Origin of the sequence: Mesorhizobium loti, assembly GCA_014189435.1 — a bacterium.
GTDB classification, from domain to species: Bacteria; Pseudomonadota; Alphaproteobacteria; order Rhizobiales; family Rhizobiaceae; genus Mesorhizobium; species Mesorhizobium loti_G.
Window position 1 is genome coordinate 2,818,905 of sequence record CP050293.1, and the last position, 15,445, is coordinate 2,834,349.

Genomic DNA, 15,445 nt, shown 5'->3' on the forward strand with positions numbered 1-15,445 from the left:
TCAGAGGCCCTTGGCGATGCGATCGAATGCCATCAGCCGCTCGAGCAGAGCTGGCATGTCCTTCAACGGCAGCATGTTCGGGCCGTCGGAAGAGGTCGAATTATCCGGATCCTGATGGGTCTCGATGAACACGCCGGCAACGCCGACAGCGACAGCCGCGCGGGCCAGCGTCTCGACAAAGCGGCGTTCACCACCCGAGGACCCGCCCTGCCCGCCCGGCTGCTGCACCGAGTGCGTGGCGTCGAAGATCACCGGCGCGCCGATTTCCGCCATGATGGGCAGAGCGCGCATGTCGGACACCAGTGTGTTGTAGCCAAAGGACGCGCCGCGCTCGGTGGTCAGCACATTGGCGTTGCCGGAACCGGTGATCTTGGCGACGACGTTCTTCATGTCCCAGGGCGCGAGGAACTGCCCCTTCTTCACGTTGATCACCTTGCCGGTTTTGGCGGCGGCAACCAGCATGTCGGTCTGGCGCGACAGGAAAGCCGGGATCTGCAGGACATCGACATGCGGCGCGACGATGGCGCACTGCTCCTCGGTGTGTACATCGGTCAGCACGGGCAGCGAAAATTCCTTGCGCAGTTCGTCGAAGACGGGAAGGGCCGCATCCATGCCGGCACCCCGGGTCGCCGACAGCGAGGTGCGGTTGGCCTTGTCGTAGCTGGTCTTGTAGACGAGGCCTATGCCGAGTTTGCCGGTCAGTTCCTTCAGCGCGCCGGCCATGTCGAAGGCGTGCTGGCGCGATTCAAACTGGCATGGGCCGGCGATCAGCGACAGCGCCGCATTGTTGTCGAAGACGACATTGCCGACGGTTACCGACGAATTGGGCGCCATCGAATTGGACGCTTGCGGCTTGCTCATGGGATCTCCCGGAAGATGAAGGCCGCGCCCTGTCCGGGTGCAGGCCGCACGACAATATCATTGCCCGCTATATCGTGTTGGACGGAATTGGCTGCAAGCAGCCTCGATGTCACATCGGCTCGCCGGACCGAAAAGACCACGGCTGCGAAGCGCAGGTCTGTCGGCGCCCTAGCCGGCAGGCCAAAGCGTGCGGTGAAAGACGCGGGGTCAAGCACGCTCAAATCCGCATTCGGCAAGTGAAACGCGCCGCCCGGCCCATTGGCGATCGGATCGTCGACGGCCACGGAAATCAATCCGTGCTGTTCGGCCGGCCGGTCGCTGACCGCCACCACTTCAACGATTCCGGTGGCGCCGTTGGCGTGGGCCTGCAAAGCCGCGCGGTCCACATCAGGCGCGTTGACCCGCTCGCAGGCAAACAGGAAGGCGTCCGTGGCCCCGGCTCCGGCCGCGAAGGCGAGCTTGAACGATGCGATGTCGCTTTTGCCCGCCGTGTCCGTGAAGGCGCGCGAGAAGCTCAGCATGCCTCCCGCCGAGATGCCGGCTTCGAGGTAGCGCGCATGATTGGCATCCGCGTTGCTGGTACCCAGGACCACCGCGGAGAATCCCTCGTCGCCACACTTGTCGCGATAGATGCGGTCGCGCGTGACGAACGTATTGCCCTCTGCAATGGCCTGCATCGCGGCCTGTTCATCACCGATCGCCAGCGGCTCGAGATAGGCGCCGTCGGCGAGGAACACACAGCAATTTTCAGTCCCGAAGGGGTGGATCCCGGTTGGGGCAACGACGAAGCCAAGCGCGGTGAGCCGGGCTCGCGCCACCTCAAGGCCCTGCGTCGGCAGCACCAGATGATCGAGCGGATGGGTGCCGGTGGCTGTGGTTCGGGTCATGCAAGCGCGATGTGCATCATTCCGCAAACCGGTTCAAGGCTTGATCGCGATCCCGGCCAGTTCGCCCCACCGTTCACCGACGCCGAAAAAAGCATCCGCTGGAGCAAGTCCTCGATCAGTTGCCGGCCACGACATCGGCGGAATAACGCAGTTCGCGCATTGGTTTGACCTTGCTGGTGGTCTGCGCGTAGAGGGGGTGCGCCTTGTAGGCGGCCAGCGCGGCGTCATCGGCGAACTCCGCATAGACGACCACGTCGACTTCATCCGACAGCGGATCGACCTTGGTGTTCAAGGTGACCTCGAAAAGGCTGGAATGGGGGATGTTGCCGAGCGCCAACAGACCGGTACGCACAGCCTCTACATCCTCTTTACGCCGCGCGCTGAAGAAAACGATATGCCGGATCAACCCCGCCTCCTCGATCAAAATGCTGGGGTCTTTTGTGACGGCAGGACGGTGGCGTCAATCGACAAGGATGTCGCGGCTGCCAATCGTTCGAATGGACGCTAGCCGGTGACGGATCGCACGACGTGCGAGACACCCCTCACCGTGGAGTCCAGATACCGGCCCTGATTGTATAGGCCGTCCCAGATCAGGAAAAAGGTGATGGCGGCAATGACGACTACATAACGCATGGCTAAATCTATCGCACAAGCAAGGGAGCAGCCATAGGCGTTTTTGGCGCGTCCGGCCTTTGCTGTGCAAAAGGCAGATCCACGCCAGCGAGGGCACAATCCGCTTGGCACAGCCCCGCTTGCAGCCTGCCCCTTGAAGTCCCCCCTCATGACGTGGAAGATTGTGGCAGGGATTCACTGGGAAAGTGCTAAAGCTCTGTTTAAGAGGCGCGCGCTTTCGTTCGAGCCCGCCCATCACCGAGCCGGCCAGCACTCGGGATGAGGCAACGGCGTTCGAACCCGGCGAATGATCCAAGAGAACCGTGGCCCGGCAATTTGCGCCGACGCCTCGGAAATCCAGGGGCGTGAGATGGCACACAAGGAACATTTTGGCATAGCGTTGAGCGACGCGGTCAGGCTCGACGAATTCAATTTCGCAGAGATCGTCAAAGGCCTGCCAGCCAAGGCGCGCATGGTGCTGTCGGCGGCGATGAACCTGCCGCGCGGTTCACTCAAGGTCAGGCTGCCGGACGGCCGCGCCGTCCTCGTCGGCGGCAAGGGACCCGGCCCGGATGCCGAACTGGTGCTGAAGAACTGGCGCTTGCCCGGCCGCGCCTTTTCGGGCGGCACGATCGGTGTTGCCGAATCCTATATGGACGGCGATTGGGAAAGCCCTGACGTGACCAGCTTCCTGGAACTGTTCGTGATCAATTCGGTCATCGGCGAACGTATCGCGGGCGGCACCAGCTGGCTGATCAACACCGTCCAGCGCATCCGTCACTGGTTCAACCAGAACACGCGCACCGGCTCGAAGCGCAACATCTCGGCGCATTACGACCTCGGCAACGCCTTCTACAAGGAATGGCTCGATCCGAGCATGACCTATTCCTCGGCGCTCTACACGACAGGCGCCAACGACCTGGAAAGCGCGCAGGCCGCCAAATATCGCGCGCTGGCGAAGGACACAGGCATCGGCCCGAAGGACCATGTGCTGGAAATCGGCTGCGGCTGGGGTGGCTTCGCCGAATTCGCGGCACGCGAGATCGGCTGCCGGGTGACCGGGCTGACGATCAGCCGCGAGCAGCACGACTTCGCCAAGGCGCGCATCGCCAAGGCCGGACTTGCCGACAAGGTGGACATCAAGCTGCAAGACTATCGCGACGAAACCGGCACCTATGACCGCATCGCCTCGATCGAGATGTTCGAGGCGGTCGGCGAGAAATACTGGCCGGTGTTTTTCGGCAAGATGAAGGCCTGCCTGAGGCCCGGCGGCACCGCCGGCCTGCAGATCATCACCATCAACGAAGCCGCATACGACACCTATCGGGCCAGGCCGGATTTCATCCAACGCTACGTTTTCCCCGGCGGCATGCTGCCGACACCGTCGATCCTGAAAGCACTCGGCAAGGATCATGGCCTTGCCCATCTGCGCGAGCGCGTGTTTCCCGACGATTACGCGCGTACGCTCGCCGAATGGCGCCACCGGTTCTGGGCGTCATGGGAGAAGATCGTCCCGCTCGGCTTCGACGACCGCTTCAAGAAGCTCTGGGAATTCTACCTGCACTATTGCGAGGCCGGATTCCGCGCCAGCTACATCGACGTGCGCCAGGTGGTCTACAAGGCGTAGGCCGACGCCGCCGTGACGGCGTGGAACCGAGCCCTTCGAACAGCAGTGATCAAAGCAGGATGCGGTATTTCGCGAAGCCTGCCTCGCCCTCGCCCGCCGGCTCGATCTTCAGCGATTTCAACTGCGCAATGAAATCCTTGGCCCTGGCGCCGGTTTCGAATACGGCGCTGGTTCCAGGCAGCGGCGCGAACGACCAGTTGTCGTCGGCGGACGGGTTGATCGTACCCTCGCTGATGATGTAGCGAACGATGACGTCGCGATTGGTGTCCGGCGCCTCATAGATGATCTTCGAGGCATCGATGTCGGGGAAATTGCCGCCGCCGCCGGCCCGGTAATTGTTGGTGGCCACGACGAATTTCTGTTTGGGATCAATTGGCTTTCCATCGAAACTCAAATCGACGATACGGTTGGCACCGGCATTCGCCAGCCCGCCCTTGGCATCGTATTTCGGCGGCTGCGACAGATCTATCTTGTAGGTGACGCCGTCGATGACGTCGAAATTGTAGGATGGGAAGTCGGTGTTGATGAGGGCCTGGTCGGCCTTCCCCGGCTCGATCCGGTTGAAGATGCCAGCCGACATTTCCAGCCATTCCTTGACCTGCGCACCGGTGATTTCGACCGCACGCACGGTGTTGGGATAGAGATAGAGGTCGGCAACGTTCTTGATGGCGATATCGCCGGCCGGCACGTCGGTGTAGTAGTCGGCGCCGTTGCGCCCGCCGGCCTTGAAGGGGGCGGCCGCCGACAGCAGCGGCACATCCTTCCATTGCGTGTTCTTCAGAATATCCCTGAGGTACCAGGTCTGCGCCTGGCTGACGACCTGCACCGACGGGTCGTCCGCGACCAGCGCGAAATAGGAATAGAGCGGCGCGGAGGTCTTGCCGACGGGGCGGCGCACATAGGCCAGTGTCGCCTGATGGTCCTGTTCGAGCGCTGCGATAATGCGCTTGTCGTCAGGGACGGTCGGCTTGTTCTTGTTGTCGACGCGTTCGAAGATCGGCCGCGCTTCGGAAGTCGCCGAGACGACCTTCCATTTCGACCCGTCGCGTTCCAGCATCAGGTCGACCAGCCCCATATGCGAGCCCCAGAAGCCACCCATGACGGCAGGTTTGCCCTGCAGCGTGCCTTTCTGCGTGTCGACACCTTCAAGCGACTGGAAATCCTTCTTGCCGGGGAATACCAGATGCTGGTGACCGGTGAACACAGCATCGACACCGGCGACACCGGCGACGAAGAACGAAGCGTTCTCCATCATGTCGCCCTGCTTCACCTCGATGCCGGAATGCGAGAGCGCAATGACGATGTCGGCGCCCTCCTCCTTCATCTGCGGCACCCAGGCCTTGGCCGCCTCGACGATGTCGCGCGTCTTGACGTTGCCTTCGAGGTTCTTGAGATCCCAGACCATGATTTGCGGCGGCACGAAGCCGATGATACCGATCCTGATCGGCTGCTCCGCGCCGGACCCATCCTTGAGCTTCTTGTCGAGGATGACATAGGGCTTGAGATAGAGCTTGTCGTCGCGCGGGTTCGCGGCAAGCTCAGTGCCGCGGATCAGATTGGCGCAGACGAACGGAAAATTGGCGCCGGCCAGCACCTTGTCCAGGAACGACAGACCGTAGTTGAATTCGTGGTTGCCCAGCGTCGAGCATTCGTAGCCGAGCAGGTTCATGCCTTTCATGATCGGATGCAGGTCGCCGTCCTTCAGGCCCTTCTCATAGGCGATATAGTCGCCCATCGGATTGCCCTGAAGCAGGTCGCCATTGTCGATCAGCATCGAATTGACGGCTTCCTTGCGCACCGCGTCAATCAGGGAAGCCGTGCGCGACAGGCCCATCGTGTCGTTGGCTTTGTCGGCGTAGTAGTCGTAAGGCAGCACGTTCACATGGATATCGGTGGTCTCCATGATCCGGAGATGCGCCTGGTTACCTTGAGCGCGAGCGGAGAACGGATGCAGCATGATCAGCGCCCCTGTGGCGGCGGTGCCAGCGAGGAAACCGCGGCGGGAGACTGGGTGGAGCAGTTGCGACATGTTTTCTCCTCGACGACGTTACCAGCCCTGCCCCGAAGCGAACTTCGCGCTGAAATTCATCCGAGTCCATTCAAGAAATCGCGCGCATCGAACATCAGTCGATCAGCAACAGATGACGGGCGGATGAACGATCCGGATGAAGAAAGTCAGGTCTTGTCGTCGTCGCCCTGGGTGATCAGCCGTGCGCTGCGCTGGCCTGTGACGTAGATCCATAGCCAGCTCAGGGAAACCGCAAGCCGGTTGCGGAAGCCGATCAGAAAATAGATGTGGGCAATCCCCCACAGCCACCAGGCGAGCCAGCCGGTGAGCTTGATCCAGCCGAAATCGATCGCGGCGGCGCGTTTGCCGACCGTCGCCAGATCGCCGGCATGCCTGTAGTGGAAGGGACGCGCGGTCGTGTCGCCGCCGAGTCTGGCCTTGATGATAGCCGAGACATGTCGGCCCTCCTGCTTGGCGGAAGGCGCCACGCCGGGCACCGGCCGTCCATCGGGCCGCAGCACAAGGGCGGCGTCGCCGATGACAAAAATCTCCGGGCTGCCGGGCACGCTGAGGTCAGGTTCGACGAGCACCCGACCCGCGCGGTCCGCCTTCGCTCCCAGCCATTCGGCGGCGGGCGAAGCGGCAACGCCTGCCGCCCACAGAATCGTTCGGGCCGCCAGTTGCCTGTCGCCAAAGACGACGCCCTCGGCATCGCAGCGCGTGACAGCTCGCCCGAGTTCGACCGTCACACCGAGCCGCTCGAGTGCCTTCGAGGCATAATCGGAAAGTTTCGGTGCGAAATTGACCAGGATACGGTCACCGGCCTCGATCAACACCACGCGCGTTTGCCGCGTGTCGATGTTGCGGAACTCGCCGCGCAGTGTGTCGTGCGCCAGCTCGACGATGGTGCCGGCCAGTTCCACGCCGGTCGGCCCACCGCCGACGATCGCAATGGTCAGCAGCGCCTGCCGTTTGGCGGGATCGGTTTCCCGCTCGGCCTGCTCGAAGGCCAAGAGAATGCGTCGCCGAATGGTGGTGGCGTCTTCCAGCGTCTTCAGACCTGGCGCGAAAGGCTCCCATTCGTCGTGACCGAAATAGGCATGGCGAGCGCCGGTGGCCAGCACCAGCGTGTCATAGGCGACGGCGCTGCCGTCATCGAGCAACACGCGTTTGCCGGCACGGTCGACGCCGGTGACGTTGGCCAGCAGCGTCGTCACGTCCTTGCGCTTGCGCAGGAGGTGGCGGATCGGCCAGGCAATTTCGGAGGTTGCCAGCGCCGTCGTCGCTACCTGGTAGAGCAGCGGCTGGAAAAGATGATGGTTGCGCTTGTCGATCATGGTTATGCGCACTGGTGCGCCGCCAAGCGCGCGGGTGAATTCGAGGCCGCCGAAACCCGCGCCGACAACAACAATTTGATGGCTGGCTTGGTTCATTTCGTTCCACCAAGGCGAGCAATTCGCCGACCCTGATGTAGGCATTTTTGTGCAGCGCAACAATGGCCGGATCTGGTGCAACTGCCTGGGACTCGCCGCTCGATGTCGTGAATGCGCATGTCGTGCACAAGGACAAGGTATAGCCTTGCTCAGCAGTACAACGAGGTGAGGCATGGCCAACGAACATGACGGCGCCAAGGATCACGATGGGCCGGCGCAGTATTCCTCGCCGCCTTGCTTCATGCACGAGCTCGATCCGGAATTCCGGGCGCCGCTATCCGACTGGACCGATGTGAGGCGCTGGCGCAAGGCCGAGCGCGAACGGCTGATCGCGGCGCGGCTGGCAGTTTCCGCCGATGCGCGGACGGCGATGTCTCAGCGTATTGCCGAAGGGCTCGACGCGATCATCGGCGAGATCGCCGGCCGCATGGTCAGCCTTTACTGGCCGTTTCGCGGTGAGCCGGATTTGCGGCCATGGATGGCATCCGTCGATGAGCGCGGCGGCCGCACAGCGTTGCCTATCGTCGTGGAGAAAGGGCAACCGCTGATCTTCCGTGCCTACAAACAGGGCGACCGGCTGGAGAAAGGCATCTGGAACATCCCGATCCCGGCCGAAGGCGATCCGGTGCTGCCCGACATCGTCATCTCGCCGATCGTCGGTATCGATCCCGGGAACTACCGCCTGGGCTATGGCGGCGGTTTTTTCGACCGCACGCTGGCGGCGATGCCGTTCAAGCCGCTGGTCATCGGTGTCGGCTACGCATTGCAGCGCATCGCCACCATCTATCCGCAGCCGCATGACATTCCGATGGATCGGGTCGTCACCGAGGCCTAAGAGCCTGTTTCCCGCCGTGTAGTAGCGCAAATGTCATGTGACAAAAATCCGGCTTGGTCGATACTATGACCTTAAGCGGACCATGCTGCCGCGGGCTGTTTCGATATGCGCTCTGGGCGGATCCAACAGTGCCTGGTCGCTCTCAGGTTGGCTGCTTCACAGCGGATGACAAGATGATCGGACGAACTATAGCGGCTGCCCTAGCCATAGCGTTTTCCATTTCGCCTTCGCATGCGCAACCACAGCATCGTTTGCCGAGCGGCTACAAATGGGGCCGTTGCCTGCTTGTTGTTGACGGTCAGACCCGCATATCCGGAAAATGCTCCTATCAAATCGAGACGGGTGGCGATTTCAGCATCCAGGGCCCTCGGCAAGTTTTTGCAGGTATCGACTACCCCGATACGCATAGTGGGGCTGGTGAAATGTCCAAGGATTACTGGGCAGTTGTCTACAAGGACGGTGATGTCTGGGAAGGCTATGGGAACTCGGACATTCGCGAAACGCACGGTGAACCAGGAGATTGGGGTGACCTTCGCCGCGAAGGCGCATGCTATGTCGGGAAGGACGTCCGGGTGTGCCTTTGGCGTTAAGCCATCTCCGGCTTCATGCCCATCGCAGTCCGGTCGACGATTTCGCGTAGCGCAAAAGACGAGTTGATCTTCGTCACATGCGGCATCGCCGACAGCCATTCCTTGTGGATGCGTTCATAGTCGACGAGATCCTTTGCCGCGATGCGCAGGATGTAGTCATATTCGCCCGACATCAGATGGCAGGACAGCACGTTCGGGCAGCGCTTGATCGCCGCTTCGAAATCCGACAGCGTCTTCTCGAATTGTCCCGACAGCGATATGTGCACGATCGCCGTCATCTGGTGGCCAAGTGCGGCATTGGAAAGCCGGGCGTGATAGCCGCGGATGGTTCCGGATTTCTCCAGATTGTCGAGCCGGCGTGAACAAGCCGACTGCGACAGGCCAACCTTCTCGGCCAGTGCCGCATTGGGTATCCTGCCATCTTTCTGCAGAGTCTCGAGAATGGCGATATCAATCCTGTCGAGCGGCATTTTTCGTGAATCCTGCGAAAATACGGTTATTTGGCGCAACGATTATCGAAACTCGCCTGCCGGCGCAAGCGCATTCGCAAACACCTTCGCACCGATTCGTGGTTCACTCCATCCATACAGGGAACGAGCCCAAAAGGGCCGGATCAGGAGAAGAAAATGCGCGTCGGCTGCCCCAAGGAAATCAAGAACCACGAATATCGCGTCGGCCTCACCCCCGGCTCGGTCCGCGAATATGTCGCCCATGGCCACGAAGTGCTGGTCGAGACCGGCGCCGGGGCCGGCATCGGCGCCGATGACAACGCCTATCGCGCCGCCGGCGCCACGATTGCCAAGACGGCCGCCGACGTGTTCGCCAAGTCGGACATGATCGTCAAGGTCAAGGAACCGCAGCCCAACGAATGGGCGCAGCTTCGCGAAGGCCAGATCCTGTACACCTATCTTCATCTTGCCCCGGATCCGGAGCAGACCAAGGGCCTGCTTGCGTCCGGCGTGACGGCAATCGCCTACGAGACCGTGACCGACGATCGTGGCGGCCTGCCGCTCTTGGCGCCGATGTCGGAAGTCGCCGGACGTCTGTCGATCCAGGCCGGCGCCACGGCGCTGCAGAAGGCCAATGGCGGCCGCGGCGTGCTGCTGGGCGGCGTTCCCGGCGTGCTGCCCGGCAAGGTCACCGTGCTCGGCGGCGGCGTCGTCGGCCTGCATGCTGCCAGGATGGCGGCGGGCCTTGGCGCCGATGTCACCATCATCGATCGTTCGATCCCGAGATTGCGCCAGCTCGACGACCTCTTCGCCGGCCGCGTCCACACCCGTTACTCGACCGTCGAGGCGCTGGAAGAAGAGTGCTTTTCGGCCGACATCGTCGTCGGCGCGGTGCTGATCCCCGGCGCCGCGGCGCCAAAACTGGTTTCGCGCGAAATGCTCTCGGGCATGAAGAAGGGCTCGGTGCTGGTTGACGTCGCCATCGACCAGGGCGGCTGCTTCGAGACCTCGCATGCCACCACCCATGCCGATCCGACCTACGAGGTCGATGGCGTCATCCACTATTGCGTCGCCAATATGCCGGGCGCGGTGCCGGTCACGTCGGCCCATGCGCTCAACAACGCGACGCTTCACTATGGCCTGCAGCTTGCCGACAAGGGCCTGAAGGCGCTGATCGACGATCATCATTTGCGCAACGGCCTCAATGTCCACAAGGGCAAGATCACCAACCGGGCTGTCGCCGAGGCGCTCGGCTACGAACTGGTCGAGCCGAAAGCCGTTCTCGCGGCCTGATTTCACGAAAAGACAGCTTCCTCCCGTCTCACCCGCCGGTTCATGCCGGCGGGTTTTTCTTTGGGGTAGAAGCAGGCAACAAAAAAGCGGAGCCAAAGCCCCGCTTCCTCGATATCGAGATTTGCCGCCGGTTCATCCGCGGTCGGCAAATCAATCGACAATGGCTTTCTATCGCTTCTATGCGACGGGAGTACGACAGTCAGCGCTGTTGGCGCCTATGCGCGCTCGATGCGGCACTGGTAGCAATTGTTGCGCGCTGAACGGACATGGACGTAGGCGATATCGTCGCGTTCGAACAAGGTCTCGGCCCGTGCGGCGACGTCTCCAGTCGGGATGACACCACCACTGCCATAGACGATACGATCATCCCTGCCATAGCCGCGCACGATATAGTCAGGGCTTTCGAGAATTTCGGGAAGTGCTTCGCTCCCGACGGCACGGTCGCATTCCTCGGCATGCAGGAAGATCGGCCCGGTTTCGGCATAGGGCTGAAGCGCCGGAAATGGCCGGTAGGCCAGGACGAGGTAAGCGTCGCCGGCCGCGATGTTCTTCAGGCAGTGCCGGCAAGGCATGCCGTCACCATCGGAGATCTTTCGCTCGGGCGTATTTCCATAGGCATCAGCACCGCCGCGCTGCAGCGCTCTGACATTGTCGGTCGGCAAGGCTTTGAACTGAATGGTCATGGTGAAATCTCCGGTGTCGTCTCCCGGAAACTATGCCCTTGAACCCTCGCCTCCCACCCGATTCCTGCCAAGCGTCAAAGGACCGACCGCCGCTCGGCGACCGGCCCTCATCAAGTTCTGTCAGGAGTCACAAAGCCGGCTAATTAAACCACCGGAGCTTTGCCACTCAACGGATGAAATCGTCGAAGCGGCGCAGCGTCACCCGGCGATTCTGCCAATTCTCGTTCTGCGTCTGCACGAGCAGGAACTCTTCACCATAGCCGACCGTCTCGAGTGCATAGCCAGGCACACCGAATTCGCGCACCAGTGTGCGCTTGAGCGAGGCGGCGCGCTGGTCGGACAGGGCCTGGTTCGACTGGAAGGAGCCGACGGCATCGGTATGGCCCTCGATCAGTACGCGGGCGCCTGGATCGCGGCGCAGGATGCGCCGCAGCGCATCGGCGATGTTTTCGATCTTGTCGTATTGCGAATTGGAAATGGCTGCCGAACCGAAGGCGAAGTTGATCGACTGGATATCGATCGAGCGGGCCATACGGCGCAAATCCGGGCGCCGCTTGAATTCGCGGATGGTGACACGCTCGTTCGGCCGCAGCTTCACGCGCGGTGCCGCCTCGAGCTTCCGCTCGATCGTCGCGGCCGAAGGCGTGCTCGCCTGCGCGGCGGCAAGGCTCGGCATGGCAATGGCCGCGATCAGCGCGGCGGCAAGTGTACGGCGGTTCAGCATGTCTTCGTCTCCTTCGGCCTCGGCCGCATTGATGGTGCGGGCAACATGCCAAAGGCAGCCTGAAGCACCGATGAACGGCGGGTTCAGATTCCGGCTGATGTCAGATTCGGGCTGGTGTCACGGCCGCATGACGCTGGCCGAGCGCTCGGCGAACGGCAGCGGATGCACGATTTCCTTCTTCTGCGCCACCGGTGCAAAGCCGAGCTTCTGATAAAGCGGCAGAGCGGCCGGATGATCGAGTGTGCAGGTCTGCACCGTCACCCGCTTCGGAGCGTACGACCATGCGGCTGAAATCGCGGAGCCCAGGAACCAGCGGCCGATGCCTTGCCCGGTCGCGTGTTCCATCATGCCGAAATAGGCAAGTTCGACTTCTTCCGGCAGATGCGGCTTGAGGTCGAAGAAGCCGGCCGGCGCACCGTCGAGATAGAGCACCCTGATGTCACGGTCCTCGCGGTGGATGCCGGCAGAAAGCTCGTCATCATCCAGTCGCAGTACATTGACCCAGTGCCATTTGCGCCCCACCCGGTCCATCAGATAGCGGTAGAAATGCAGCGGAATGTCCTTGGTCTTCAGCAGGGCGACCTGACGGTTGTAGGGCACAGGCGGCGAATAGGCCGGCGGCACATGCATCTCAAGGAACGTCACCGTGACGTCGATGTCTTCCAGCACGCCGTTTTCCATCGTCTTCATTCCTTGCCGGTCACGACAGGCGTGTCGGAAAGCCCACCCCACTCCGTCCATGAGCCGTCGTAAAGCCTGTTGTTGGTATGGCCAAGCGTTTCCAGCGCCAGCGTCACCACCGCCGCTGTAATGCCGGAACCGCATGAGGTGACAACGGGCTTCGACAGATCGATGCCGGCCTCCTCGATCACCTTGCGCAGGCGGTCCTTCGACAACAGCTCGCCCTTTTCCGACAGCGCCGAATAGGGCAAATTGCGCGCGCCAGGCATATGGCCGGAGCGGATCCCCGCGCGCGGCTCAGGCTCGGTGCCGGTGAAGCGGCCCGGCCCACGGGCGTCGGCGATCTGACTTGCCCTGGTGTCAACGATCCGGCGCATGTCAGCGAGGCTGGCGACACGATCCGCGTCAAAATCGGCATGAAACACGCTTGGCGCGATCTTTGTCCGTTCGGCCGTTACCGGCCGGCCGGCGGCTCTCCAGCCATCGAAGCCGCCATCCAGAATATAGGTCTGGAAGACGCCCATCACCCGGAACATCCACCATGCCCGAGGCGCCGAAAAGAAACCCGGACCGTCATAGACGACGATGGTGTCATCGGCCGAGACGCCCATGGCGCCCACATACTGGGCGAAATGCCGCGGCGACGGCAACGTATGCGGCAGGGACGAATTCGGGTCAGAAACAGCATCCTGATCCAGGAACCGTGCGCCCGGAATGTGCGCCGCCTCGTATTCACCGCGCGCATCGCGCTTTTGCGCCGGAAGATACCAGGACGCGTCGACAATCGTCAGGCCCGGCTCGCCGAGACGCTGCTGCAGCCAGTCTGCGTCGATGGTGAAAGGACTGTCTTGGGCCATTCTTGTTCTCCTGCTCGCCTTTTGGCGATCACTGTCTGTTTAGACCGCCGGCATCGGGCCGAAGCGGATGCGGAAGCGTCTGTTTTCGCGTCCCTTCTTTTCGATCTTGCCGATGTGGATTTCGCCGACTTCGCCGGTGCTTTTGACATGGGTGCCGCCGCAGGGCTGGCTGTCCACCGAAGCGTTGTCGCCGATGCAGACCAGGCGGATCTTGCCGGTGCCGACTGGCGGCCGGACGTTCTTGGATTTCACCAGGCCGGGGTTGGCGGCCAGTTCCTCGTCACTGATCAGCCGGACAAAGATCGGGTGGTCGGCCCGCACCAGGTCCATCAGCGCGGCGGTGATGTCCTCCTTGGTGAAGCCGGCATCCGGGGCGTCGAAATCGACGCGGCTGTCGTCCTCGGAAACCGAAGCACCGGTGATCGGGAACGGGCAGACGACGGTGAGCAGATGGCAAGCCGCGTGCATGCGCATCAGGAGATGCCGGCGTTCCCAGTCGATCGCCAGGCTCACCTTCTCGCCGACCTGTGGCACCGCTTGCTCCGGCGCCGGCACATGGATGATCTCGTCCTTGGTCTCGCCGGTGATAGTGGCGGCAATGGCGATGCGGCTGCCGTCACCGCGTTCGAGATAACCAGTATCGCCCGGCTGACCGCCTGACGTGGCGTAGAAGATCGTCCGGTCGAGAATGATGCCGCCGCGATCGTTGACGGCAACAACCGTCGCATCCGCCGTGCGAAGATACGCATCGTCGCGAAACAGCGCTTCCGTCTTGTGCGCCATCAGGCGACTTTCTCGAACGGCACCGAAATCTCGCTCTTCAGCTCCATCCAGCCCGGCACCGGCAGTTGCTTCTCACGCAGGAATTCCGGATTGAACAGTTTGGACTGATAGCGTGTGCCGTAGTCGCAAAGAATGGTCACGATGGTGTGGCCGGGGCCTAATTCCCTGGCCAGACGGATCGCGCCGGCAATGTTGATGCCGGTCGAACCGCCGACGCAAAGGCCCTCTTCCTGGATCAGGTCGAAGACGATCGGCAGCGCATCCTCATCGGGGATCTGGAAGGAAAAGTCCGGCGTAAACCCTTCGAGATTGGCGGTGATGCGCCCCTGCCCGATGCCTTCGGTGATCGAGCTGCCTTCGGACTTCAGCTCACCGCTGGTGTAGAAGGAGTAGAGCGCGGCCCCCAGCGGATCGGCGAGAGCGATCTTGACTTGCTTGCTCCTCGCCTTCAGCCCGAAGGCGACGCCGGCCAGCGTTCCGCCCGAACCGACCGCCGAGACAAAACCATCGACCTTGCCGCCGGTCTGGTTCCAGATTTCCTCCGCCGTGGTGCGGATATGGCCGTCGCGGTTGGCGACATTGTCGAACTGGTTGGCCCAGATGGCGCCGTTCGGCTCCGTCCGCGCCAGTTGCTCGGCCAGCCGCCCCGACAGTTTCACGTAATTGTTGGGATTCTTGTAGGGCACGGCAGGCACCTCGATCAGCTCGGCGCCGAGCAGTTTGATCGTGTCCTTCTTCTCCTGGCTCTGTGTGTCCGGAATGACGATGACGGTGCGGTAGCCGAGCGCTTTGGCGACCAGCGTCAGCCCGATGCCAGTGTTGCCGGCCGTCCCTTCGACGATGACGCCGCCCGGCTTCAGCAGCCCACGCTGCTCGGCGTCGCGGATGATGAACAGCCCCGCGCGATCCTTGACCGACTGGCCCGGATTCATGAATTCGGCCTTGCCCAGGATCTCGCAGCCGGTTTGTTCAGAAGCTTTGTTGAGGCGGATCAGAGGCGTGTTGCCGATCGCGTCGATCACAGAACGGGGCATTCAAGATTCCTTGTGTAGGTGCGCCGAAACCCTAGAAACCCGAAGCTTCGGTTTCAAGGCAAGAATTTGTCTGGTCCAGTCGCATTTA

The 15,445-nt window shown here is 62.1% G+C and carries 16 protein-coding genes; 3 read left to right on the forward strand and 13 right to left on the reverse strand.

What is annotated here, in order from left to right; genetic code table 11:
- The 3 genes from kdsA to HB777_13715 all read right to left on the reverse strand — a co-directional run bounded on the left by kdsA (position 1) and on the right by HB777_13715 (position 2,154).
- Complete coding sequence (kdsA, locus tag HB777_13705) at positions 1–861, reverse strand: 3-deoxy-8-phosphooctulonate synthase (protein ID QND64836.1); 861 nt, start codon at positions 859–861, stop codon at positions 1–3.
- Positions 858–1,748: a VOC family protein gene (locus HB777_13710; protein QND64837.1), complete on the reverse strand. Its 891-nt coding sequence runs from the start codon at positions 1,746–1,748 to the stop codon at positions 858–860. Before HB777_13710 ends, kdsA begins: the two co-directional genes overlap by 4 nt.
- A 115-nt stretch (positions 1,749–1,863) precedes the next feature.
- On the reverse strand, positions 1,864–2,154 hold the full coding sequence (locus HB777_13715; protein ID QND64838.1) for a Dabb family protein: 291 nt from the start codon (positions 2,152–2,154) through the stop codon (positions 1,864–1,866).
- Positions 2,155–2,730: 576 nt separating this feature from the next.
- On the opposite strand from HB777_13715, the gene HB777_13720 reads away from it, so the two are divergent.
- Entirely contained in the window at positions 2,731–3,987 is a 1,257-nt protein-coding gene (locus HB777_13720) for a class I SAM-dependent methyltransferase (GenBank protein QND64839.1), read from the forward strand.
- 49 nt (positions 3,988–4,036) lie between these two features.
- Here the strand turns inward: HB777_13720 and HB777_13725 are convergent, their stop codons facing one another.
- Together HB777_13725 and HB777_13730 are read right to left on the reverse strand one after the other, a co-directional pair.
- On the reverse strand, positions 4,037–6,016 hold the full coding sequence (locus HB777_13725) for a bifunctional 2',3'-cyclic-nucleotide 2'-phosphodiesterase/3'-nucleotidase (protein QND64840.1): 1,980 nt from the start codon (positions 6,014–6,016) through the stop codon (positions 4,037–4,039).
- Between the two features lie 146 nt (positions 6,017–6,162).
- On the reverse strand, positions 6,163–7,428 hold the full coding sequence (locus HB777_13730; GenBank protein ID QND64841.1) for an NAD(P)/FAD-dependent oxidoreductase: 1,266 nt from the start codon (positions 7,426–7,428) through the stop codon (positions 6,163–6,165).
- Positions 7,429–7,669: 241 nt separating this feature from the next.
- Between HB777_13730 and HB777_13735 the strand changes: the two genes are divergently transcribed.
- Positions 7,670–8,263, forward strand: a complete 594-nt coding sequence (locus tag HB777_13735) for a 5-formyltetrahydrofolate cyclo-ligase (protein ID QND68771.1) — start codon at positions 7,670–7,672, stop codon at positions 8,261–8,263.
- A gap of 586 nt (positions 8,264–8,849) precedes the next feature.
- Here HB777_13735 and HB777_13740 read toward each other — a convergent pair.
- On the reverse strand, positions 8,850–9,323 hold the full coding sequence (locus HB777_13740) for an Lrp/AsnC family transcriptional regulator (GenBank protein QND64842.1): 474 nt from the start codon (positions 9,321–9,323) through the stop codon (positions 8,850–8,852).
- Positions 9,324–9,479: 156 nt separating this feature from the next.
- Here HB777_13740 and ald point away from each other — a divergent pair, with 156 nt between their 5' ends.
- Entirely contained in the window at positions 9,480–10,595 is a 1,116-nt protein-coding gene (gene ald, locus HB777_13745; GenBank protein ID QND64843.1) for an alanine dehydrogenase, read from the forward strand.
- A 2-nt stretch (positions 10,596–10,597) separates the two neighbouring features.
- Here ald and HB777_13750 read toward each other — a convergent pair whose 3' ends face one another.
- From HB777_13750 to HB777_13780, 7 genes are all read right to left on the reverse strand, one after another.
- Positions 10,598–10,756 carry a hypothetical protein gene (locus HB777_13750; protein ID QND64844.1) on the reverse strand — a complete coding sequence of 53 codons (159 nt, stop codon included), beginning with the start codon at positions 10,754–10,756 and terminating at the stop codon, positions 10,598–10,600.
- Positions 10,757–10,810: 54 nt separating this feature from the next.
- Positions 10,811–11,278 (reverse strand): DUF1203 domain-containing protein, encoded by a 468-nt coding sequence (locus tag HB777_13755; protein ID QND64845.1) that lies wholly within the window; start codon positions 11,276–11,278, stop codon positions 10,811–10,813.
- Between the two features lie 166 nt (positions 11,279–11,444).
- Positions 11,445–12,002, reverse strand: a complete 558-nt coding sequence (locus HB777_13760; GenBank protein ID QND64846.1) for an OmpA family protein — start codon at positions 12,000–12,002, stop codon at positions 11,445–11,447.
- A gap of 117 nt (positions 12,003–12,119) precedes the next feature.
- Complete coding sequence (locus tag HB777_13765) at positions 12,120–12,683, reverse strand: GNAT family N-acetyltransferase (protein ID QND68772.1); 564 nt, start codon at positions 12,681–12,683, stop codon at positions 12,120–12,122.
- Between the two features lie 5 nt (positions 12,684–12,688).
- Positions 12,689–13,540, reverse strand: coding sequence for a 3-mercaptopyruvate sulfurtransferase (sseA, locus tag HB777_13770; GenBank protein ID QND64847.1), 852 nt, complete (start codon positions 13,538–13,540; stop codon positions 12,689–12,691).
- A 39-nt stretch (positions 13,541–13,579) separates the two neighbouring features.
- Entirely contained in the window at positions 13,580–14,323 is a 744-nt protein-coding gene (locus tag HB777_13775) for an alanyl-tRNA editing protein (GenBank protein ID QND64848.1), read from the reverse strand.
- Complete coding sequence (locus tag HB777_13780; GenBank protein ID QND64849.1) at positions 14,323–15,357, reverse strand: cysteine synthase A; 1,035 nt, start codon at positions 15,355–15,357, stop codon at positions 14,323–14,325. The genes HB777_13775 and HB777_13780 overlap by 1 nt, the downstream gene beginning before the upstream one ends.
- Positions 15,358–15,445 lie beyond the last annotated feature (88 nt).